The sequence below is a fragment of the Dyella sp. C9 genome, from assembly GCF_003332825.1.
Classification (GTDB): Bacteria; Pseudomonadota; Gammaproteobacteria; order Xanthomonadales; family Rhodanobacteraceae; genus Dyella.
In genome coordinates, this window is sequence record NZ_QIRF01000003.1 from 305,935 (window position 1) to 323,693 (window position 17,759).

Consider the following 17,759-nt stretch of genomic DNA (forward strand, 5'->3'; position numbering starts at 1 on the left):
CTAAACGAGTGACGCGAGAAAGGTAGCCGGATCGGGGGGGCTGAAGACAGTGAGCCGTGCCTCAGCACGGATATCGCCCGCCTCGATACGGCAGGCGAAGGCACCCATGCCTTCCTCGCCATGGAAGGTGCGCGTTGCCTCGATGCGCAGTTCGCTGCCCGCCGGGAACGCCGGTGCGTTGCATTGGTACTGGCGCGTGCCGAGCAGGAAGCCAAGGCGCACCGGTTGCCCCGCATCCCGTGCGTGACAGCCGGACCATGCGGCCACGGCCTGCGCCATCAGTTCGATGCCGGCCCAGGCTGGCAGGTTGCCGTCGGCATCGACGAACAAGGCGCCCGGTACGATGCGGCGCACGCAAATGATGCTTTCTGCATCGTAACGCTCGACGCGGTCGAGCAGGATCATCGCGCCGGCGTGCGGCAGTACCTCGGCGATGGGGCGCAGCATCATGCCGCGTCCCCCAGGATCAGAGTGGTGTTGTTGCCGCCGAAGGCAAATGAATTGCTCATCAGGTAACGTCGGCCCCCCTCGGCCAGCTCGCGTCCCGCTGCCACCAGGTCGAGCTCAGGCAGGGCAGGATCGGCATGCCCGTCCCAGACGTGCGGGGGGAGCCGTCGAGTGGCGCGTGCGTCAGCCAGGCTGAGCCAACAGAAAGCGGCTTCGAGTGCACCAGCAGCACCCAGCGTATGGCCGGTGAGCGACTTGGTCGACGAACAGGGCACGCCTTGCGGGAACACTGCGGCGACAGCGTGGCTTTCCATCGCATCGTTCTGCCCGGTCGCGGTACCGTGCAGGTTGAGGTAGTGGATCTGCGAGGCTTCCAGTGCCGCATCGGCCAGTGCGGCATGCATGGCCGCCTGCGCGCCCAGCCCTTGCGGATCGGGCGATGACATGTGGTGCGCATCCGAACTGGCTCCGCCGCCCAGCAGCTGCACCGCGCCACGCTCGCGGGTCATCAGGAACAGCGCCGCCGCCTCGCCGATGTTGATGCCGCCGCGATGTTGCGAGAACGGGTTGCAGCGCCCCGAATCCACGGCTTCCAGTGCGTGAAAGCCGTTGATCGGCAGGCCGCACAGCGTATCGGCGCCGCCGCACAGCACGGCGTCGCAGACACCCATGCGCAGCAGCCGCCGCGCGCTCAGCAGCGCACGCGCGCTCGACGTGCAGGCGGTGGAGATGCCGTAGCAGGGACCAGACAGGCCCAGCCATTCGGCCAGGAAGGCAGCGGGTGCCCCCAATTCCTGGTGCGCATAGCGATAGTGCTCAGGCCATGCGCCGTCACGGCGATAGCCTGCAACGCCCTGGGTGGCCTCGTCGATGCCCGTGGTGCTGGTGCCGATGATGACGCCGATGCGAGCGTTGCCATAGCGGGCGACCGCATCGCGGATATCCGCCTCGCTCTCGTGTGCCGCGGCCAACAGCAGGCGATTGTTGCGGTTGTCCCTCGTCGCCAGGAGCGCGCCGGGCACGGCGGGCAGGGCGTCGCGAACGGCGCCGAGCGGTACCTCGCGGCCCGGCACCCAGCCCGCCGCGCGCTGGATACCGTCGTCCACGCCGGCGAAGAGTGCTTCGGCCACGGCCTGCTTGCCGCTGCCCAGCGCGCACACCACGCCCAGCGCATTGAGATACGTGTTCATGCGGCGTCGAGCGGCTTCTGTGCCACCACGTTGACCAGGGTTTCCTCGCGGATGCCCGGCGGCGCCGGGGCGCGCAGACCCCAACGTTCCAGCAGGCCGAAGTCGCGCGAGCGGCTCCACCACAGGTAGGGCAGCGAGATCCGTTCCGAGCCGAAGCGGAAGCCGCGTCCGCGTAGCATGGCGAGGTATTCGTCGGCGCTTATCTGCACGTGCCTCGGGTGGCGGAAGAACCAGCGGATCACCCAGGTATCGATATAGGCCTTGGTCGATTCGGCGAACAGCAGCAGGCCGCCGGGCTTGAGCACGCGCCAGAACTCGTCGAGCGCGCGTTCCTGTTCCACCAGGTGATGGAAGGTCTGGTGGCAGAACACGATGTCGACGCTGGCGTCGGGCAGGCCGATCTGTGCGCAGTCGCCGGCGATCAGTTCCGCCGGGATGCCTTCGCGGGCGGCTTCCTCGCGCGACAGTTCGATGCTGTGCGGATCGGCGTCCAGCCCGATCAGCCGCGCCGGACAAAAGGCATCGCGCAGCAGGCGGAACGAGCGGCCCTGTCCGCAGCCCACGTCGAGCAGGCTGCCGACCTGCGGCAACGGCTCGCCCGTCATGCGCCGGAGGTCGTTGATGGCCACGCGAAGCACATGGTGCTGCCAGGTGTGCGTGCGCAGGAAGCGGAAGCCGATGCGGGTTTCCGGTACGTAGGTAGCGCTGGCGTAAGTCATGCGGAAGTGCTGCCGATGTGAATGAGGGAGTCGGAGGAGGCCACCTGCACAGGCAGGTGGCGCTCGACCGCGTCGATGAACACCTGCGGCGAAACCAGCTGCATCTCGCCCTCCAGGTTGACCGCGACCTGGATCGTGCTGGCGCGCGTGAGGCGCTCGCCGCTGACTGCGTCGCGGATCAGGTAGTGCACCTTGAGCCGGTTGCGCCACTCGACCAGCTCGGCGCTCACCACCAGGCGCTGGCCGAAGCGTGCCGGCCCCACGTAACGCAGCTGCACGTCGATCACCGGCCATACCCAGCCGGCTGCCTTCATCTGGGTGTAGTTGTGGCCGATGGCATCCAGCAGCGCGCAGCGCGCCACTTCCAGGTACTTCACGTAGTGCCCGTGCCAGACCACGTCCATCGAGTCGACATCGAAGAACGGCACCAGGATCTCGGTGTCGGTGCGCAGTACGCCCTTAGCGCGCATGTTCGGTCTCCGTCGCCGGCGCCTGCCAGTAAGGGTAAAAGTTGAACCACTGCTGCGGCGCCTGCAGGCAACGTTGCGCGAGCCGGTCGGCATAGCCTTGGGCCCAGCGCTGGATGGTGGCATCGCGCTGGCCGCGCTCCCAGCTGTGGTCCTCGATGTAGGGCTCCAGGTGGATGGTGTAGCGGCCGTCCACCTTCAGGCAAAAGATCAGGTTCACCGGGCAGCGCAGCAGGCCGGCCATCAGCCAGGGGCCTTGCGGCATGGCGGCTGTCTGGCCGAGGAAATCCACCTGCACGCAACGACCGCCGTGCAACGGCACGCGGTCGCCGGCGATGGCCAGCCATTCGCCGCGCTCGATGCGCTGCGACAAGTCCATCATCAGGGCGGTGTCCAGCTCGCTCACCTGGATCAGGCGCATGCGATGCTCACCGGCTTCGCCGAGCAGGCGGTTGTAGTGCCCTACGTGGTGGGTATGCACCAGGACGTTGAGTGGCACCTGTTCGCCCAGCTCGGCCATGGCGCGGCATACGTCGAGATTGCCGAGGTGCGTGCACACCAGGATCTGCCCGCGACCACTGCCGCGACTCTGCAGCAGGCGCGAACGCACGTCGGCAGGGTCGTCGAGCTGCACTTGTTCCAGGCTGAGCTTGCCGCTCCATACATCCAGGCGATCGAGCAGGCATTCGGCGAAGGCCATGAACTGGCCGAACACGCTGCGGTGGCGCGGCATCAGTTCCGCACGCCCGCTCCAGCAGGAAAGCCGCGTCTGGTACTGGCGGATGCTGTAGCGGCCGCGACGGTCCGATGCGTAGAAATAGAACACGATGACGTACAGCAGCGGTGCCAGCACGCGGCGCCCGAGTCGGCGGGCGATCGCCGCGGTGAACTTCATCAGGATGAAGCTGCCGCGTTCCTTGCGGCCCGCCCAATGGCGGCGGTTGCTGCGTGGCTCAGCCATCGAGGCGCTCCCAGGCCAGCCGGCCGGAGGAGCAGTCGACGTCTCCGCAGGCGTAGCCAAAGTGCAGGCGCGCCATGGCCACCTCAGGACGAAGGCTCAGCTGCACGATCTGCCCGGGGCGCAGCGGTCGCTGGAACTTGAGCATGTCCACGCGATGGCAGCTCGTGGGCGTGGCAAGCCGTGTTGCCGCGAGCGCCAGCGCCCAGTCCAGCTGCATGACACCAGGCAGGATCGGCAACGCGGGAAAGTGTACGTCGAACTGCTGCAGGTCGACCGGGATGCGCAAGGTCAACACGAGTGCATCGCCAACGTGCTGCTCGTCGAGCACTTCGGGCTGTGACGGCCGCGCCTGGGCCAGCTGGCCATCGATCCAGCGTGCATCGGCATGCCCGGGCCAGGCGTCCACCAGTCGCCATGCCGGCGGCTCGGCCAGCGCGCGTGCCTGCCGATGCTCGCCAAGCACCCGCAAGACAGCTTGGCGGCCGTGTGTGCGCAGGGCGGCCAGGCCTTCGTCGGCCAGCTGCAGGACGATGCCGGCAGCGGTTTGTCCGGCATGGGCTACCCACGGGTGATCCGGCAGGCAGGGCGCCGGGGCAGCATGGGGCGCGCTCATGCCGTTGCCCGCAAACGCTGGCGCAACAGCCACTCGCCTGCGAACAGCGTACCCATGATGAAGTACACGATCAGGCCGTTGTAGAGCGTCCACCAGCTCAGCGGTTTCCACAGGGTGAGCACGGTGGAGGTGAGCGCGTTGAACACGAAGAAGCCGACCCATACCCAGGTCACCTTGCGCGTGTACGGAATGGCCGCGTCAGGCAGGTCCGGCTCGCGGATGCGCGCGATGCGCTCGACGATCGGCGGCCCGAAGCGCAGGCTGAAGGCGAATACGAACAGCAGCAACAGGCTGATCAGGGTCGGGTACCAGCGCAGCAGTGCGGCTTCGCCGCTGAAGGCGAGGATCACACAGTAGGCCAGCGCGGCGCCCACCATCCAGCGTCCACCCGGCTGCTTGAGCAGGCCAGGAGCACGGATCAGCCACACCGCGCCAAGCACCAGCGCGAACACCGGCGTGTCGACATGTTCCATGCCGAAGTACACCAGGAACGGGTACAGCAGCCCGACCACGGGCAGCAGGATGGAGGTCAGCTTGCGCATGCGGTCCGCTGAGCCTCGACGAAGGCGGCCAGACTCTCCACGTTGGCGAAATGCTGGCGCGCATCACGCGAGTCGGAGGCGATCTGGATGTCGTAGCGCTTCTGCAGCGCCAGGGCCAGTTCGAGCGCATCGATCGAGTCCAGCCCAAGGCCTTCGCCGAACAGCGGCAGGGCAGGTGTGATCTCGCTGGCCTCGATGTCCTCCAGGCTCAGCGTGTCGATGATCAGTTGGGCGATGTCCTTTTGAAGGTCGTTCACGGCGACGCGAGCTCCTTGAGATAGAGGGTGTGCAGGTGTTGGTTGAGGCGGCGCGAGGCGATCGGCAGCGGCGCGTCGTTGTTGAAGCTGGCGGGGTCGATGTCCGCGCCCACGCGCAGGCGTACATGGAAGCGACGGTGCGGAATGCTGTACCACGGCTCGGCCTTGGTCAGCGTGGAAGGCGCCACCGATATGTATACCGGCGTGATCACGCGTGCGCCACGCAGCGCGATGGCCGAGGCGCCGCGATGGAACACCGGTGACTGCCCGGGCGTCGTGCGCGTCCCTTCGGGAAACACGATCAAGGTCTGTCCTTCGCGCAGCACGTCGGCGGCATGTTCGAGCATGTCCGGGCTGCCGTTGTTGGCGATGTACTCCGCATGGCTGATCGGCCCGCGCATGCAGGGGTTGCGCCACAGGCTCTGCTTCACCACGCAATTGGCGTCGCGGATCTGCGAGACCAGGAACACCACGTCGATCAGCGAGGGATGGTTGGCAATGATCATCTGTCCCGGGCGGCCGAGGCGCTCGGCGCCCACCACCTCGAAGCTGAGCACGCCGCTGCGGTACATGAACTGCACATGCAGGTGGAAGGCCATGCTGATGGTGCGGCGCATGCGGCGGCGTCGCACGAGGTGGCCGCCAGGCAGCAGCCACAGCGCAGGGAATACCAGCGCATAGAGCGCGATGCCGCCGATGCCGAACAACACGAAGCTCATCGCGGTGGCGAACAAGCGCCACAGGTAGAAGTCGCTGCGGCGCAGGCTCAGGGGTTCGGCTGCCAGATCCATTGACGTGTCTTCCAGGTGTGCACGAGTGGGCCGGCCGGCGCATGCAGTGCCCGAACGAAATCGAGCGCGAAGGGCCAGTCGGTCTTGGCTGCGGTTTCCGTAGTACTGGCAAGGCTCAGCCGCCAGCGCGCGGCGAGCGCCGCATCGTTGCGCCCAGCGCCGACGCGCAGCGCCACGGCGTAGGAGAACGGGACATCGTCGATCCAGCCGGCGTAGGCGGCCGGCGGACATTCCTCGGCAAGCACCACGATCACGGCGGGAGCGCCCTGCTCGATCAGGATGGCGGCCTCCAGCATGGCGTGCTCGAAGGTATCGGCTTCGCCGGCAATGGCGGTGGACTCGCCGCGCTGCCCGCGCAGGATCGACCACTGCCCGGCGATGGCGTTGTGCACGGACAGCCCGAAGTGCGTGGGCGACAAGGGCTGGCCATCGGCGACGTCGCCGAGGATCGCGTAGGTGCGCGTGGTTTCGCCGTGGCGCGAGGCGGACACCAGCGGCAGCTGCTCGTCGTCGCCGCACAGGGGCCACGCCGCGTGCAGGGCGATGCGGGCCATGCGGCTCAGGCGACGACGCTGCATGGCTGGCAGGAAGCTGCAATCGGGTTGCTCGTCGCCTTCCTCGGGCGTCCAGGGCGAGCGGGCCCAGGATTGCCAGTCTTCGGCGCTGTCGAGGCCGGGGGCCCAGGCGCGCCAGCCGGCAATGTGCAGGTCGATCATGCCTCACCTCCACCATGGCGATGGAACACCAGCGAGGCGCAGCTGCCACCGAAGCCGAAGCTGTTGGACAAAGCGACATCGATGCGCCGCGCCGTGGTGGCGGCGATCAGCGGCATGGCGCCGAACGCGTCGTCGCGGCGGCCGATGGCGGTGCCGGCTGCGAGTCCGTGCTGCATCATCAGCAGGCACGCGATCGCGTCGAGCGCGCCCGCAGCTGCGGGCGCGTGGCCGATCAGCCCCTTGATGGAGGACAGTGCCGGCACGTCGACGCCGCGCTCGCCGAACACGGCGGCGATGGCTTCCCACTCGGCCAGGTCACCCAGCGGCGTCGAGCAGGCATGGGTATTGATGTAGTCGGGCAGGGCGTCGGCCTGCGCCAGTGCCTGCCGCATCGCGTCGGCGATGCCTGCCGGGCCGGGGCCGACCATGCTGGACGCATCGGTGCTGGCGCCGTAGCCGGTCACCTCGGCGAGGATGCGGGCGCCGCGCGTCTGTGCGTGATCCAGCGATTCCAGCACCAGCACGCCTGCGCCGGCGGCCAGCACGATGCCGTCGCGCTCGGCGTCGTAAGGCCGCGAGGCGAGCTCCGGCCGTGCATTGCTGTTGACCGACAAGGCCCCCATGGCGTCGAACCACAGTGCCGTGGTGTCGTGCAGCTCCTCGCTGCCGCCGCAGACCACCTGCTGCAGCTTGCCCAGCTGGATCAGCTCCATGGCCTGGCCGATCGCGTGGGCGCCGCTGGTGCAGGCCGAGGTGATCACCATGCTGCGGCCGCCGATGCCGAAGGCGTGCGCAAGACCGGCCGCCACCGAGCTGCTCATGCCGCGCGTGACGATGTATGGCGACAGGCGCGCGATGCCGCGCGAGGCGAAGCTTTCCAGCGCGGCCTGGTGTTCGCTCAGCGCGGCGCCGCCGCCGATCACCAGCCCGCACCCCGCCGAGGCGAGTTGTTCAGCCGTGACACCGGCCTGCGCAATCGCCTCACGCGCCGCCTGCCAGGCATACCATGCCGTGACGGGCAGGAAACGGCGCAGCTTGCGCGGCGGCTCGTCCAGCCAGGCTTCGTCAACCGGGCCGCCGACCTGGCAACGCATACCGAGTGCCTCAAGCTGCGGCATATGCCGCAGGCCACCGTGTCCGTGGCGCAGCGCTTCGAGCAGCCGCACATTGCCGACACCCACGCACGACACCGAGCCCATGCCGGTCACGACGACGCGGGGCAACGATGGGCGGACGGCGGCTACGGCGTTCATGCGTCGACGGTCTTGAAGATCAGCGAGGTGTTGATGCCGCCGAACGCGAAGTTGTTGTTCATCACGTAGCGCGCATCGAGGCGGCGACCTTCGCCCATGATGTAGTCCAGCGGTGCGCACTCCGGATCGGGCTCGTGCAGGTTGAGCGTGGGGGCAAACCAGCCCTCGCGCATCATCTCGATCGCCCACCACGATTCCAGTGCGCCGCACGCACCCAGCGTGTGGCCGACATAGCCCTTCATCGAACTGATGGGTGTCGCCGTGCCCATCACGGATGCGGTGGCGTGGCTTTCGGCCACGTCACCACGGTCGGTAGCGGTGCCGTGGGCGCTGATGTAGCCGATGTTCGCTGGATCGAGCCGCGCATCATCGAGCGCCATGCGCATGGCCACGGCCATGGTCTCGCGGGTGGGCTGGGTGATGTGGCTACCGTCGGAGTTGCAACCGAAACCCACCACCTCGGCATAGATGCGCGCGCCGCGGGCGAGCGCATGTTCGTATTCCTCAAGCACCAGCGTGGTGGCCGCTTCGCCCACCACCAGGCCGTCGCGTGCGCGGTCGAACGGGCGTGGCGTGAGCTGCGGTTCGTCGTTGCGCGTGCTGGTGGCGAACAGCGTGTCGAACACCGCCGCGCCCGGACCGGAAAGCTCTTCCGCGCCGCCGCAGAGCATCAGAGTCTGCTTGCCCTGCTGGATGGCCTCGTAGCCGAAGCCGATCGCCTGGCTGCCCGAGGTGCAGGCGCTGGAGGTGGGAATGATCCGGCCCTTGAGGCCGAAGAACACGCCAACGTTCACCGCGGTGGTGTGCGCCATCATCTGGATGTAGCTGGTGGCGGTGACGCCCTGCATGGAACCGGTGTCCAGCATGTGGCCCATCACGCGGATCGGCTCCACGCTGCCGCCCGACGAACCATAGGCCACGCCCATGCGGCCGTCGCTCACGGCGGGGTGGTCCTGCAGGCCGGCGTCGAGCAGGGCCCGCTCGCTGGCGGCCACCGCCAGCTGCGCCACGCGTCCCATCGAGCGCAGGTGGCGACGTGGCCACGACGGCAGGCTGAAGTCGTCCACCGGGCAGCCGAGGCGACCGTTCAGCGCGTCGAAGTAATCCCATTCGGGCATGCGGCGCACCGCGTTATGGTACTGCCGCAGGCGCGCGCCGATGGTGATCCAGTCGTGGCCGAGCGGGGTGATGCCGCCGATGCCGGTGATGACGACGCGCTTCATCGGCACGCGTCCTGCGCAGGAAGGATTGCGTTCATGGGTACGTCTCGGAGGCGGGCAGGCTGACCGGCGCGAACAGCGCGGTGATGCCGATGCCCAGCAACAGGGTGATGCCGAAATGCTGGAGCGCCGGCATGGTGCTCAGGCCCAGCAGTCCGAACGAAAGCAGTGCAGTGACGGCCGAAAGCAGCACGCTGGCGTAGCTGGCGCCGGGCAGGTGCGCGGTATGCGGCTCGCCCTCGCGCAGGAACACCGCATAGTTGGCGCCTACGCCGAGCACCAGCATCAAGGCCATCCAGTGGAACAGCGTCAGTGGCTGGCCGAGGTAGCCGAGCGCGGCCAGGCTGAGTCCGATGCCAAGCAGCGGCGGTGTCAGCACGCGCACGGCACCGCGGCCATAGCGCCAGGCGAATGCCGCGCCGACCAGCACGAGCGCAGCCAGCAACCACAGGCTGGCGTACTGGCGATAACGGCCGAACAGGGCCGACACGCTGGCTGGCTTGTCGACCAGGCTCACCTCGGCGAGGCCATCGGCGGCGCCACGCAGCACGGCGACGTCGTCCTGGCCTTGAGGAAGGACGATCGAGGCATAGCTGTGGTCGTGCTGGTTCATCCAGAGGTAGCGGAACGGAAGGGACAAGGGCATCGACAGCCAGTCGCTGATCTTGAGTACCTGTCCCGGCCATGCCGTAACGTAGGCCTGTGCAACAGATGCCTTGATGCCGGCCTTAAGCAGGGTTTCCTCCAGCGCGGCACCCGGTGCGAACAGTGGGGCCAGCGCGGCTCGGTTCTGCGCCTGTCGCTGTGCCGACGGCACCATGCTGGCCACGCCGGTCCAGCTGTCGAGTTGCTGCCGGGCCACCAACGCCTGCAGCCTCTGAGCCAGTGCTTCCTCGTGCTGGAGCGTGGCCTCCGGCGTGTCGCCGGTGACCAGGTAGAACTGGCTGCCGTTGCCGATGCCGGTGATGTCGCGGATGCGCGCCTCCTGCTGCGCGAGGTCGGCTGGAGTGGCGATCAGCAGATGGATGTCGTCGTCATGGCCCAGCCGCCACCAGCCCGGCAGCGCCACCGCCGCGGCCAACGCCAGCATGGCCAGGCCGGCGCGGCCCTGGCTGAGGCGCATCATCCTCCGTTGCCAGCCGCGCGCCATGGCCACCAGCGAAGGTGACAACGGCTTGCCGGTGGGCGGCACCGACAGTGCCGGCAGCAGCCAGAACACGCTGAGGCAGGCCACCAGCATGCCCACCATGGCAAAGCAGGCCATTTGCCGCAGCGCGGGGAAAGGCACCAGGCCAAGCAGCAGGTAGCCGAGCAGCGAGGTGCCCAGCGCAAGCAGCAGAGCCGGGCGCACCTGACGCACACCGTCTTGCGGCCGCCAGTGGCGGCCCATGTTGGCACGCGCGCAAAGGTACTGGATCGAATAGTCCACGGCCTCGCCAAGCAGGGCCGCACCGAATACCAGGGTGAGCAGATGGATCTGGCCGAACACCAGCAGGGTGACGGTCAGTGCGCTGATCACGCCCACGGCGGTGGACAGGAAGGCCACCAGCAGGGGTCTTGGCGAGCGGAAGGTCCACAGCAGCAGCAGCGCGATGCCCAGCGTGGAAGCCAGGCCCACCACGTGCACGTCGCGCTCGGCACCGGCGCGGGCCGCCGCCGCGTAGAACACCGTGCCGGTGCGCAGCAGCTGCGTGCCGGGATGATCGTGGCCCACGTCTTGCCAGGCGCGGTCGAGTACAGCCAGGGCCTCGCGCTGCACGCCATCGTCGTAGGACGAGCCGCGCAGCGCGGCAATCACCATGACGTAGGTGAGGCCATCACGGTGGGCGGTGAGCAGGTCGTCCTCGGGAACCAGCGGCGAGCGGCTCCAGGGCTGCTGGTCGAGCCAGTGCTGCAGCCAGCCAAAAGGATCGTCCTGCACGCGCGTGCCGATGCCGGCGAGGAAGGGTTCGTTGAGCCGGCGTGCCAGGGTCTGGCCGGCGGCATAGCCCGGCTGAGCCAGCGCCGTGCGATCGGCATCGCTCAACAGACTGAAGCGATAGGGCAGGTACGGTGCGATGAACTGGTCGAGATCGAACGGCGGCAACTCGGCCGTGACCGAGGCGAACACGTGCTGGCCGGTGAGTGCCTCGCCAAGCGCGCGCGCTGCCGCCTTGGCCTTGTCGTCATCGGCGTCGGCCACCACCAGCACCATGCGGTCGCCATTGGCGTGGGCCAGCTGGTCCACTGCAGCCTCGGCCAGCGGGTGGCGCTCGGTGGCAGGCAGCATGGCCAGCAGGTCAGTCTGGATCGGCAGCGGACCACGCCCGAACAGCAGCCAACTGCCGAGCAGCAGCATGCCCAGGGCGAATGCCCCGAACAGCGCCGCACGCCAGAGAGGTCCCCGCGGACTCATGGCATGCCCAGCGCCCGGGCCTCGAGTGGGCTCAGCGTGCCGGCATCGCGCGTTCCGCTGAAGCGGATCACGGTGCGTTCGCCGCCCTGCATCTCCACGTCGATGCCCTGAAGATAGCGGTCTCCACTGAGTTCGATGGCACTCAGCACGCGGGCCATGCGTTCCTGGCGTGGACTGAAGCGCAACGTCCAGCGGCTGGGGCTGCCGTGCGCTTCGACAGTGAACTGGCGCAGCGCCTCTTCGGGTTGCCCGGTAAGCATGGACTGCAGCATCTGCGAAACCTGGGCCACGCCGCGGTCGCCGTTGCGGATGACCTGCAGCTGGCCCTGCTCGTCGATGCGAGCGGTGCGCGCGCCAGTCAGCGCGAGCGTCTCGCGATAGGGTTGGGTGACCTGCCACAGCATGCCGTGCCCGCTGACGAACACGAGCTGCCCCTGGCTCTGCTGTGGTTGGGCCAGCGCCGGGTTTTCGCGACTCTGGGTGAAATCGGCGCGCACCTGCGGATGGGCCGCGAGTTCGGCCAGTACCTGGTGAAGCAAGTCGGCTTCCTGCGCGTGCAGGACACCGGCAAGCAGGCAGAGCAGGGTGGCGATCAGGCAGCGCATGCGGCCTCCGCGCGGCGCAGTCGCCGCCACAGCAGGCGCGGCGCGCGCGGCAGCATGCCGATCAGCAGGCGCGTATGCATGGCCGAGATGCGTACGTTGTCGCGCCACATGCGGAAATGGGACAGGCCGTTCTCGGGGTAGATCACCCGCGTAGGCAGGTTGCGCACGGGAACACCCCGCCATACCAGGCGCACGGCAGCCTCGGTGTCGAAATCCATGCGCGCGGGAAACGGCTTGCGCGCCAGCTCCGCGCAGGTCGGTGCCAGCGGGTATAGCCGGAAGCCGCACATGGAGTCATGGATCTCCATCGACAGCGTTTCCAGCCACACGAAGAAATGGGTGATGTAGCGACCGTACAGGCGTCCGCGCGGCACGCTGTCGTCGTAGACCGGGCGACCGCAGACCATCGCGTGCGGGTGGGACGCGCCCTCGGCCAGGAACCGCGGCACGTCGTCGACATCGTGCTGGCCATCGGCGTCGATCTGCAGCGCATGGGTGAACCCGCGCGCGCGTGCCGCCACCAGGCCGGCGCTGAGCGCACGCCCCTTGCCCTGGTTGTGGGGCAGGCGGAGCAGCTGCAGTTCCGGCCGATCGGCGATCAGCGCGTCGAGCACCAGGCGCGTGGCTTCGTTGCTGCCGTCATCCACGATCACCACCGGCAGTCCATGTGCGCGCAGGCCGGCCACGGTGCGGGCGATGGTGTCCTTGTGGTTGTAGATCGGGATCAGCGCGCAGGGCGCGAAGACGCCATCGATCGTCGCGGCACTCGCCGTCATGCCGGTAGCTGCCGGATCAGCGGTGCAGGAGGGTCTGCACGGTCGCGACCACGTCGCCTACCGTGCGTACGCTCTTGAAATCCTCGGGCTTGATGCGCATCCCGGTCATGTCCTGCACCTGGATCGCCAGGTCGACGGCGTCGATGCTGTCCAGTTCCAGATCGGTAAACAGATGCGCGTCGGGCTTGACCCGGTTCGGCTCGATCTCGAAGGTCTCGTGCAGCACTTCCCTCAGGCGGGACAGGATGTCCTCGTCGCTGATGCCGCTGGCCAAGATGGTGCTCATAAATCCTTGATCCTGCTCTCTGCACGGGTCGTTGCGGTTCGCACATTCTTGCGATACAAAGACCCTGGAACCCACTACGGCCGATTCCGGTGCCCATGTGCACAAGAACCCACGACGGCCGCACGCCGCGTGGCCGTGGCTGGAGCGTTCCCTGGTTGTCTATGCCGGTGACACCGGCCCCCTGGTGCTGCCAATTGCGTTTGTAGGCAATGCCTTACAACCGTCCATCGCAGCGGGCGGAAGTGTATCAGAAGATTGCTTCGGCCGAGCCGATCTTTCGGTTTGCAGGGGTTCCTGGCGATGCCGTCCGCAAAATAAAGAAGCCGCCAGCGTGGGCTGACGGCTTCCTTGCGACGACGGGCGTGGCCCGATCGGAGGCTTACTGGCCGCGCATGCGACCGGCAAAGCGCGGACCGTGGTCGCCCATGGTCGGCAGCTTGATCTTGCCGATGGCCTGGATGCGCTCCTCGGCCAGTCGGTCGGCCGCCTTGTAGGTCGGCACGCCTTCGGACTTGGAGATTTCGAAGATGCGGCCCAGGTTGTAGTAGATGGTGCGCATCATGCGCATCGCACGCTCGCGGTTGTAGCCATCGATCTCGAGCGACACGTTCATCACGCCGCCGGCGTTGACGGCATAGTCCGGGGCGTACAGCACGCCACGGCGCTGCAGCTCGTCGCCGATGGCATCGGTGGCCAGCTGGTTGTTGGCCGCGCCGCAGATGATCTTGGCCTTGATGCGGTCGATGGTCTGCTCGTTGAGCGTGCCGCCCAGCGCGCACGGTGAGTACACGTCGGCGTCGACGTCATAGATCTCGTCCAGGCCCACGGCTTCGCAGCCCAGCTCGTCCACGCAACGCTGCACGGCATCCTTGTTGATGTCGGTGACGAACACCTTGGCGCCCTGCTCGCGCAGCAGCTTGATGAACTCGCTGCCCACGTGGCCGCAGCCCTGCACGGCGTAGCTGTACTTGCCCACGTCTTCGTTGCCGTGCTTGACCTGCAGCGCGGCCATCAGGCCCTGCAGGGTGCCGAACGCGGTGAACGGCGACGGGTCGCCCGAGCCGCCGTGCACCTGGTGCACGCCGGTCACGTATTCGGTTTCACGGAACACGTATTCCATGTCGTTGACGTCGATGCCGACGTCCTCGGCCGTGATGTAGCGGCCATTGAGCGAGTTGACGAAGCGGCCGAACGCGCGGAACAGCGCTTCGGACTTGTCCTTGCTCGGATCGCCGATGATGACGGCCTTGCCACCGCCCAGGTTCAGGCCGGCCACGGCGTTCTTGTAGGTCATGCCGCGCGACAGGCGCAGCACGTCGTTCACCGCATCCTGCTCGCTCTTGTACGGCCACATGCGCAGGCCGCCGAGCGCGGGGCCCAGCACCGTGTTGTGGATCGCGATGATGGCCTTCAGGCCGGCGTCCTGGTTATGGCAGAAGACGACTTCTTCGTGACCCGTTTTGGCGATGGTTTCGAAAATCATTGGAACGGAGACTCCAGGTTGTGTGCCCGGGGACGGCACGACGGTGGAGGCGGGAACGGTCCAGCGCGATCCCGCCAAGGCTGAAAACGCCTGAAACTCAATCGCCCCAGCGGGGCTGGGGCGATCGAATCTAGTTCCCTATTGTAATACGCGCCGGATCGGTGCTGCTTCTGCGCCGCATCAAACCGTCCGCGTATGGCGCCGGCTGGCTCAGCCCTGGACCCACACGCCCACGTTGAGGTGCCAGCCGTCGCCACGCTGCACGTAGTGCGGATGCACATAGTGGTAACCCGGGCGCGCGGCTTCCCAGTGGCCGTGCATGGCGATGTACTGGTGGCCGTTCCAGTGCCAGTAGCCGCGTGCCCAGATGTAGCCCGGGCGCGGAGCCGGCTCCACTTCCACCAGTTCGACCGGCGGCGGCTGCGGCGCCACCACTTCAACGTATTCACGCGGCGGAGCCTGCTCCACCACCACCGGGCGCGGGCGCGGCGGCGGCTCGACCACGCAGCCACTGAACAGCAGGGTCACGGCAGAGAGAGCGACGAGACGGATCGACGACGACATAGATTGAGTTGCCCTTGTGAAAGGAAGGTGAGTGTTGTCGAGGAACGATGACGTGAATTGCTGAGGCTTACCTTTCGAGATACGTGCTGTTTTCAGCTATTTTTTGCTTTTTCGGCAATAACTTGCGAACACTTGCGCGGGCCTTGCCTGTGCGTGTGCGAGAGCGCCGCCACGGCCGGTTTCATCGTTGCGGGGAGCGCGGGCTGGCGTCCGCAATGGCGTCGGCCCCGCGGGGCCTGCGATCAGCGGCCCCAATAGCCCTCGTGGAAGCGCCAGCCGTCGCGGGCATGCTCCCAGCGGGCGGCGTGATAGATCATGCCGGGGCGTGCCGGCATCCAGTAACCGGCCACCCACACGTGGCGTTGGCCTTCCCAATGCCAGTAGCCCGGCGCCCACACGTAGCCGACGCGCGGCGGGGGCACGGCTTCATACGGCTGGGCCGGCGGCGCCACGTTGATGCCCACCGAAACCGTGACGCCGGCCGCGGCGGTCGGGGCGTAGCTGGCGGCCCCCACACTGGCGATGCCGATGGCAGCGAGCAGGGCGAGTTTGCGGGTCGTGCTCAACATGAGGTGCTCTCCTTGGTTGGCCGCACCCTGCGGCCTCATGGCGGAGAACGAGGGCTTACGGCGGCTGTTGACCCATTTTCCCCGGCTTGTTCAGCTTTGTGATGGGGGATTGGAGGTGTTTGTTCAGCTGTGCTTGACGTCAAAAGAACGAACGATCGTGCTATTTTATGCCCATGAGCACCCTAGCCCCCGCCAGCGGAAAGCGCGCCACCACCCGCGAGATGATTCTCGAGCACGCCTATGCCATCGCCATCCGCGATGGGCTGGAAGGCCTGTCGATCGGCTCGCTGGCGTTGGACGTGGGCATGTCCAAGAGCGGCGTGTTCGCGCACTTCGGTTCGCGCGAGGATCTGCAACTGGCCGTGCTCGAACTTGGCCAGCGCCGATTCCTGGAGCAGGTGAAGTGGCCGGCACTGCAGCTGCCGCGCGGGCTGGCGCGCTTGCGTGCCATCGTCGGACGCTGGGTGGATTGGGTGCAGGAGTACCAGAGCGGCTGCGTGCTGCAGACCGCCGCCAGCGAATACGACGGTCGAGAAGGCGTGCTGCACGACGCCGTAGTGAAGCAACAATCGGGCTGGCGGCAGGAAATGTGCCGCACCGTGACCCAGGCAATCGACAACGGCGAACTCGCCGCCGACATCGAGGCGCGCCAGCTTGCCTTCGAGATCAACGCGCTGATGCTGGGATTGCATCACGACGCGGCCCTGTTCGGTTTTGATGAAGCGCGCCGCCATGTGCTGGCGGCGTTCGAGCGTTTGCTCGCCAGCTGCAGCCCCGCCGCCAGCGGGAGGAATCCGTCATGACTCGTACTGCCACCCCCGCCCGTCATCCCCATGGTCCCGGCGCGCTGAAGCTCGGCGCGGTACGCGCGGGCTTTGCGCTGGGCAGCCGCCTGGCACCCGCACACGCCGTGGAGCATGCGCTGCGCATCTTCATCACGCCTTTCGGCAGCAGCCGCGCGCGCGCCCAGCGCGCCACGCCCGACGCCCAGATGCAGCGCGGTGAGCTGGAACTGCGTGGCCAGCGCATCGCGACCTACACCTGGGGCGATCCCTCGCGTGAGCCCTATGTGCTGCTGGTGCACGGCTGGTCCAGTTTTGGCCTGCGTTACCTGCCGTGGGTGGAGTCGCTGCGCGCGCTTGGCTACGCCCTGGTGGCGTTCGACCAGCCGGGCCACGGCAACAGCGGCGGCCGCTACTGCACCTTGCCCGACTTCGTGGACACCGTGCGCGAAGTGGGGCGTCATTTCGGCCACGCCGCGCTGGTCATCGCGCACTCGCTCGGTGGCGCCGCCGCGGCGCTGGCGCAGGGCGAGGACTGGCATGCGGAGAAAGTGATACTGATCGCGCCGGCGGCCGATCCGGTGGCGGCCACCCAGCGCTTCACCCACTTCGTGCACCTGGGCGACCATCTTTGCGCGCGCCTGCACGACAGCCTGCAGGCGATGACCGGCATCAATATCCACGACCTGCAGGTGCATCGATACCTGCCTTCACTGGGACAGCCTGCGTTGATCGTGCACGACGTGGATGATCACGACGTGCCGTGGGCAGAAGGCGAGCGTTATGCGAGGCACTGGCATGGTGCGCGCCTGCTGAGCACGCAGGGGCTTGGACATCACCGGGTGCTGGACGCGCCGGAAGTGATTGCCGCGTCGCTGGCGTTCCTGCGCGGCGAGCTGGTGGGCGAGCGTGTCGTGTCATCGCCGAACCTGCCCTTCGGTGACGGCTGACGGCCGCGGGCGATTCGTCGCCCTGCCGGCGCAATCCAGGGTGACGGCCGTGAGGCCGGCGTGACATACCAGTGCGCATGGTGCCGGCCTGCAGTGCGGAGAAAAGCCTTGTGGATCATGGCTTCCCCGCGCCGCAACATGTTCCAAACGTAAGCGTCCACTAAAATCAGGGA

The 17,759-nt window shown here is 67.5% G+C and carries 21 protein-coding genes; 2 read left to right on the forward strand and 19 right to left on the reverse strand.

From position 1 onward, the window contains the following. The 19 genes from DVU99_RS06005 to DVU99_RS06095 all read right to left on the reverse strand — a co-directional run bounded on the left by DVU99_RS06005 (position 1) and on the right by DVU99_RS06095 (position 15,854). The gene (locus DVU99_RS06005; RefSeq protein WP_114239294.1) at positions 1-450 is read right to left on the reverse strand and encodes a hotdog family protein; all 450 of its coding nucleotides are present in this window, start codon (positions 448-450) and stop codon (positions 1-3) included. After that, entirely contained in the window at positions 447-1,637 is a 1,191-nt protein-coding gene (locus DVU99_RS06010; RefSeq protein WP_114239295.1) for a beta-ketoacyl-ACP synthase, read from the reverse strand. Before DVU99_RS06010 ends, DVU99_RS06005 begins: the two co-directional genes overlap by 4 nt. Continuing rightward, positions 1,634-2,356 (reverse strand): class I SAM-dependent methyltransferase, encoded by a 723-nt coding sequence (locus DVU99_RS06015; RefSeq protein WP_114239296.1) that lies wholly within the window; start codon positions 2,354-2,356, stop codon positions 1,634-1,636. The genes DVU99_RS06010 and DVU99_RS06015 overlap by 4 nt, the downstream gene beginning before the upstream one ends. Beyond that, entirely contained in the window at positions 2,353-2,826 is a 474-nt protein-coding gene (locus DVU99_RS06020; RefSeq protein ID WP_114239297.1) for a thioesterase family protein, read from the reverse strand. The genes DVU99_RS06015 and DVU99_RS06020 overlap by 4 nt, the downstream gene beginning before the upstream one ends. Beyond that, entirely contained in the window at positions 2,816-3,784 is a 969-nt protein-coding gene (locus DVU99_RS06025) for a glycosyl transferase (protein WP_114239298.1), read from the reverse strand. Before DVU99_RS06025 ends, DVU99_RS06020 begins: the two co-directional genes overlap by 11 nt. After that, a complete protein-coding gene (locus tag DVU99_RS20075) occupies positions 3,777-4,397 on the reverse strand; it encodes a hypothetical protein (RefSeq protein ID WP_114239299.1) in 621 nt (206 codons plus the stop codon). The genes DVU99_RS06025 and DVU99_RS20075 overlap by 8 nt, the downstream gene beginning before the upstream one ends. Further along, positions 4,394-4,939 (reverse strand): hypothetical protein, encoded by a 546-nt coding sequence (locus tag DVU99_RS06035; RefSeq protein ID WP_114239300.1) that lies wholly within the window; start codon positions 4,937-4,939, stop codon positions 4,394-4,396. Before DVU99_RS06035 ends, DVU99_RS20075 begins: the two co-directional genes overlap by 4 nt. After that, on the reverse strand, positions 4,927-5,196 hold the full coding sequence (locus tag DVU99_RS20080; protein ID WP_114239301.1) for a phosphopantetheine-binding protein: 270 nt from the start codon (positions 5,194-5,196) through the stop codon (positions 4,927-4,929). The genes DVU99_RS06035 and DVU99_RS20080 overlap by 13 nt, the downstream gene beginning before the upstream one ends. Beyond that, positions 5,193-5,987: a 1-acyl-sn-glycerol-3-phosphate acyltransferase gene (locus tag DVU99_RS06045; RefSeq protein ID WP_114239302.1), complete on the reverse strand. Its 795-nt coding sequence runs from the start codon at positions 5,985-5,987 to the stop codon at positions 5,193-5,195. The genes DVU99_RS20080 and DVU99_RS06045 overlap by 4 nt, the downstream gene beginning before the upstream one ends. After that, a complete protein-coding gene (locus DVU99_RS06050; protein ID WP_114239303.1) occupies positions 5,963-6,703 on the reverse strand; it encodes a beta-ketoacyl synthase chain length factor in 741 nt (246 codons plus the stop codon). The genes DVU99_RS06045 and DVU99_RS06050 overlap by 25 nt, the downstream gene beginning before the upstream one ends. Next, on the reverse strand, positions 6,700-7,956 hold the full coding sequence (locus DVU99_RS06055; protein WP_114239304.1) for a beta-ketoacyl synthase: 1,257 nt from the start codon (positions 7,954-7,956) through the stop codon (positions 6,700-6,702). The genes DVU99_RS06050 and DVU99_RS06055 overlap by 4 nt, the downstream gene beginning before the upstream one ends. Then, a complete protein-coding gene (locus DVU99_RS06060) occupies positions 7,953-9,179 on the reverse strand; it encodes a beta-ketoacyl-ACP synthase (protein ID WP_114239305.1) in 1,227 nt (408 codons plus the stop codon). The genes DVU99_RS06055 and DVU99_RS06060 overlap by 4 nt, the downstream gene beginning before the upstream one ends. Before the next feature lie 31 nt (positions 9,180-9,210). Next, the gene (locus DVU99_RS06065) at positions 9,211-11,571 is read right to left on the reverse strand and encodes an MMPL family transporter (RefSeq protein ID WP_114239306.1); all 2,361 of its coding nucleotides are present in this window, start codon (positions 11,569-11,571) and stop codon (positions 9,211-9,213) included. Then, positions 11,568-12,176 (reverse strand): outer membrane lipoprotein carrier protein LolA, encoded by a 609-nt coding sequence (locus DVU99_RS06070; protein ID WP_114239307.1) that lies wholly within the window; start codon positions 12,174-12,176, stop codon positions 11,568-11,570. The genes DVU99_RS06065 and DVU99_RS06070 overlap by 4 nt, the downstream gene beginning before the upstream one ends. After that, a complete protein-coding gene (locus DVU99_RS06075; RefSeq protein ID WP_114239308.1) occupies positions 12,164-12,952 on the reverse strand; it encodes a glycosyltransferase family 2 protein in 789 nt (262 codons plus the stop codon). Before DVU99_RS06075 ends, DVU99_RS06070 begins: the two co-directional genes overlap by 13 nt. A gap of 16 nt (positions 12,953-12,968) precedes the next feature. Then, on the reverse strand, positions 12,969-13,238 hold the full coding sequence (locus DVU99_RS06080; RefSeq protein WP_198670201.1) for an acyl carrier protein: 270 nt from the start codon (positions 13,236-13,238) through the stop codon (positions 12,969-12,971). A 379-nt stretch (positions 13,239-13,617) separates the two neighbouring features. Then, on the reverse strand, positions 13,618-14,721 hold the full coding sequence (locus DVU99_RS06085; RefSeq protein WP_114239309.1) for a Glu/Leu/Phe/Val dehydrogenase dimerization domain-containing protein: 1,104 nt from the start codon (positions 14,719-14,721) through the stop codon (positions 13,618-13,620). A 210-nt stretch (positions 14,722-14,931) separates the two neighbouring features. Beyond that, positions 14,932-15,285 carry a YXWGXW repeat-containing protein gene (locus DVU99_RS06090; protein ID WP_114239310.1) on the reverse strand — a complete coding sequence of 118 codons (354 nt, stop codon included), beginning with the start codon at positions 15,283-15,285 and terminating at the stop codon, positions 14,932-14,934. Positions 15,286-15,527: 242 nt separating this feature from the next. Continuing rightward, positions 15,528-15,854: a YXWGXW repeat-containing protein gene (locus DVU99_RS06095; RefSeq protein ID WP_114239311.1), complete on the reverse strand. Its 327-nt coding sequence runs from the start codon at positions 15,852-15,854 to the stop codon at positions 15,528-15,530. A 173-nt stretch (positions 15,855-16,027) separates the two neighbouring features. Here DVU99_RS06095 and DVU99_RS06100 point away from each other — a divergent pair, with 173 nt between their 5' ends. Together DVU99_RS06100 and DVU99_RS06105 are read left to right on the forward strand one after the other, a co-directional pair. Then, entirely contained in the window at positions 16,028-16,657 is a 630-nt protein-coding gene (locus DVU99_RS06100) for a TetR/AcrR family transcriptional regulator (protein ID WP_114239312.1), read from the forward strand. Continuing rightward, positions 16,654-17,586, forward strand: a complete 933-nt coding sequence (locus DVU99_RS06105) for an alpha/beta hydrolase (protein ID WP_114239313.1) — start codon at positions 16,654-16,656, stop codon at positions 17,584-17,586. The genes DVU99_RS06100 and DVU99_RS06105 overlap by 4 nt, the downstream gene beginning before the upstream one ends. Positions 17,587-17,759: the final 173 nt, after the last annotated feature.

Bases quoted from the DNA above. Each gene is read 5' to 3' on its own strand.
- DVU99_RS06005 (WP_114239294.1), bottom strand. From the start codon at position 450: ATGATGCTGCGCCCCATCGCCGAGGTACTGCCGCACGCCGGCGCGATG.
- DVU99_RS06010 (WP_114239295.1), bottom strand. From the start codon at position 1,637: ATGAACACGTATCTCAATGCGCTGGGCGTGGTGTGCGCGCTGGGCAGC.
- DVU99_RS06015 (WP_114239296.1), bottom strand. From the start codon at position 2,356: ATGACTTACGCCAGCGCTACCTACGTACCGGAAACCCGCATCGGCTTC.
- DVU99_RS06020 (WP_114239297.1), bottom strand. From the start codon at position 2,826: ATGCGCGCTAAGGGCGTACTGCGCACCGACACCGAGATCCTGGTGCCG.
- DVU99_RS06025 (WP_114239298.1), bottom strand. From the start codon at position 3,784: ATGGCTGAGCCACGCAGCAACCGCCGCCATTGGGCGGGCCGCAAGGAA.
- DVU99_RS20075 (WP_114239299.1), bottom strand. From the start codon at position 4,397: ATGAGCGCGCCCCATGCTGCCCCGGCGCCCTGCCTGCCGGATCACCCG.
- DVU99_RS06035 (WP_114239300.1), bottom strand. From the start codon at position 4,939: ATGCGCAAGCTGACCTCCATCCTGCTGCCCGTGGTCGGGCTGCTGTAC.
- DVU99_RS06045 (WP_114239302.1), bottom strand. From the start codon at position 5,987: ATGGATCTGGCAGCCGAACCCCTGAGCCTGCGCCGCAGCGACTTCTAC.
- DVU99_RS06050 (WP_114239303.1), bottom strand. From the start codon at position 6,703: ATGATCGACCTGCACATTGCCGGCTGGCGCGCCTGGGCCCCCGGCCTC.
- DVU99_RS06055 (WP_114239304.1), bottom strand. From the start codon at position 7,956: ATGAACGCCGTAGCCGCCGTCCGCCCATCGTTGCCCCGCGTCGTCGTG.
- DVU99_RS06060 (WP_114239305.1), bottom strand. From the start codon at position 9,179: ATGAAGCGCGTCGTCATCACCGGCATCGGCGGCATCACCCCGCTCGGC.
- DVU99_RS06065 (WP_114239306.1), bottom strand. From the start codon at position 11,571: ATGAGTCCGCGGGGACCTCTCTGGCGTGCGGCGCTGTTCGGGGCATTC.
- DVU99_RS06070 (WP_114239307.1), bottom strand. From the start codon at position 12,176: ATGCGCTGCCTGATCGCCACCCTGCTCTGCCTGCTTGCCGGTGTCCTG.
- DVU99_RS06075 (WP_114239308.1), bottom strand. From the start codon at position 12,952: ATGACGGCGAGTGCCGCGACGATCGATGGCGTCTTCGCGCCCTGCGCG.
- DVU99_RS06080 (WP_198670201.1), bottom strand. From the start codon at position 13,238: ATGAGCACCATCTTGGCCAGCGGCATCAGCGACGAGGACATCCTGTCC.
- DVU99_RS06085 (WP_114239309.1), bottom strand. From the start codon at position 14,721: ATGATTTTCGAAACCATCGCCAAAACGGGTCACGAAGAAGTCGTCTTC.
- DVU99_RS06090 (WP_114239310.1), bottom strand. From the start codon at position 15,285: ATGTCGTCGTCGATCCGTCTCGTCGCTCTCTCTGCCGTGACCCTGCTG.
- DVU99_RS06095 (WP_114239311.1), bottom strand. From the start codon at position 15,854: ATGTTGAGCACGACCCGCAAACTCGCCCTGCTCGCTGCCATCGGCATC.
- DVU99_RS06100 (WP_114239312.1), top strand. From the start codon at position 16,028: ATGAGCACCCTAGCCCCCGCCAGCGGAAAGCGCGCCACCACCCGCGAG.
- DVU99_RS06105 (WP_114239313.1), top strand. From the start codon at position 16,654: ATGACTCGTACTGCCACCCCCGCCCGTCATCCCCATGGTCCCGGCGCG.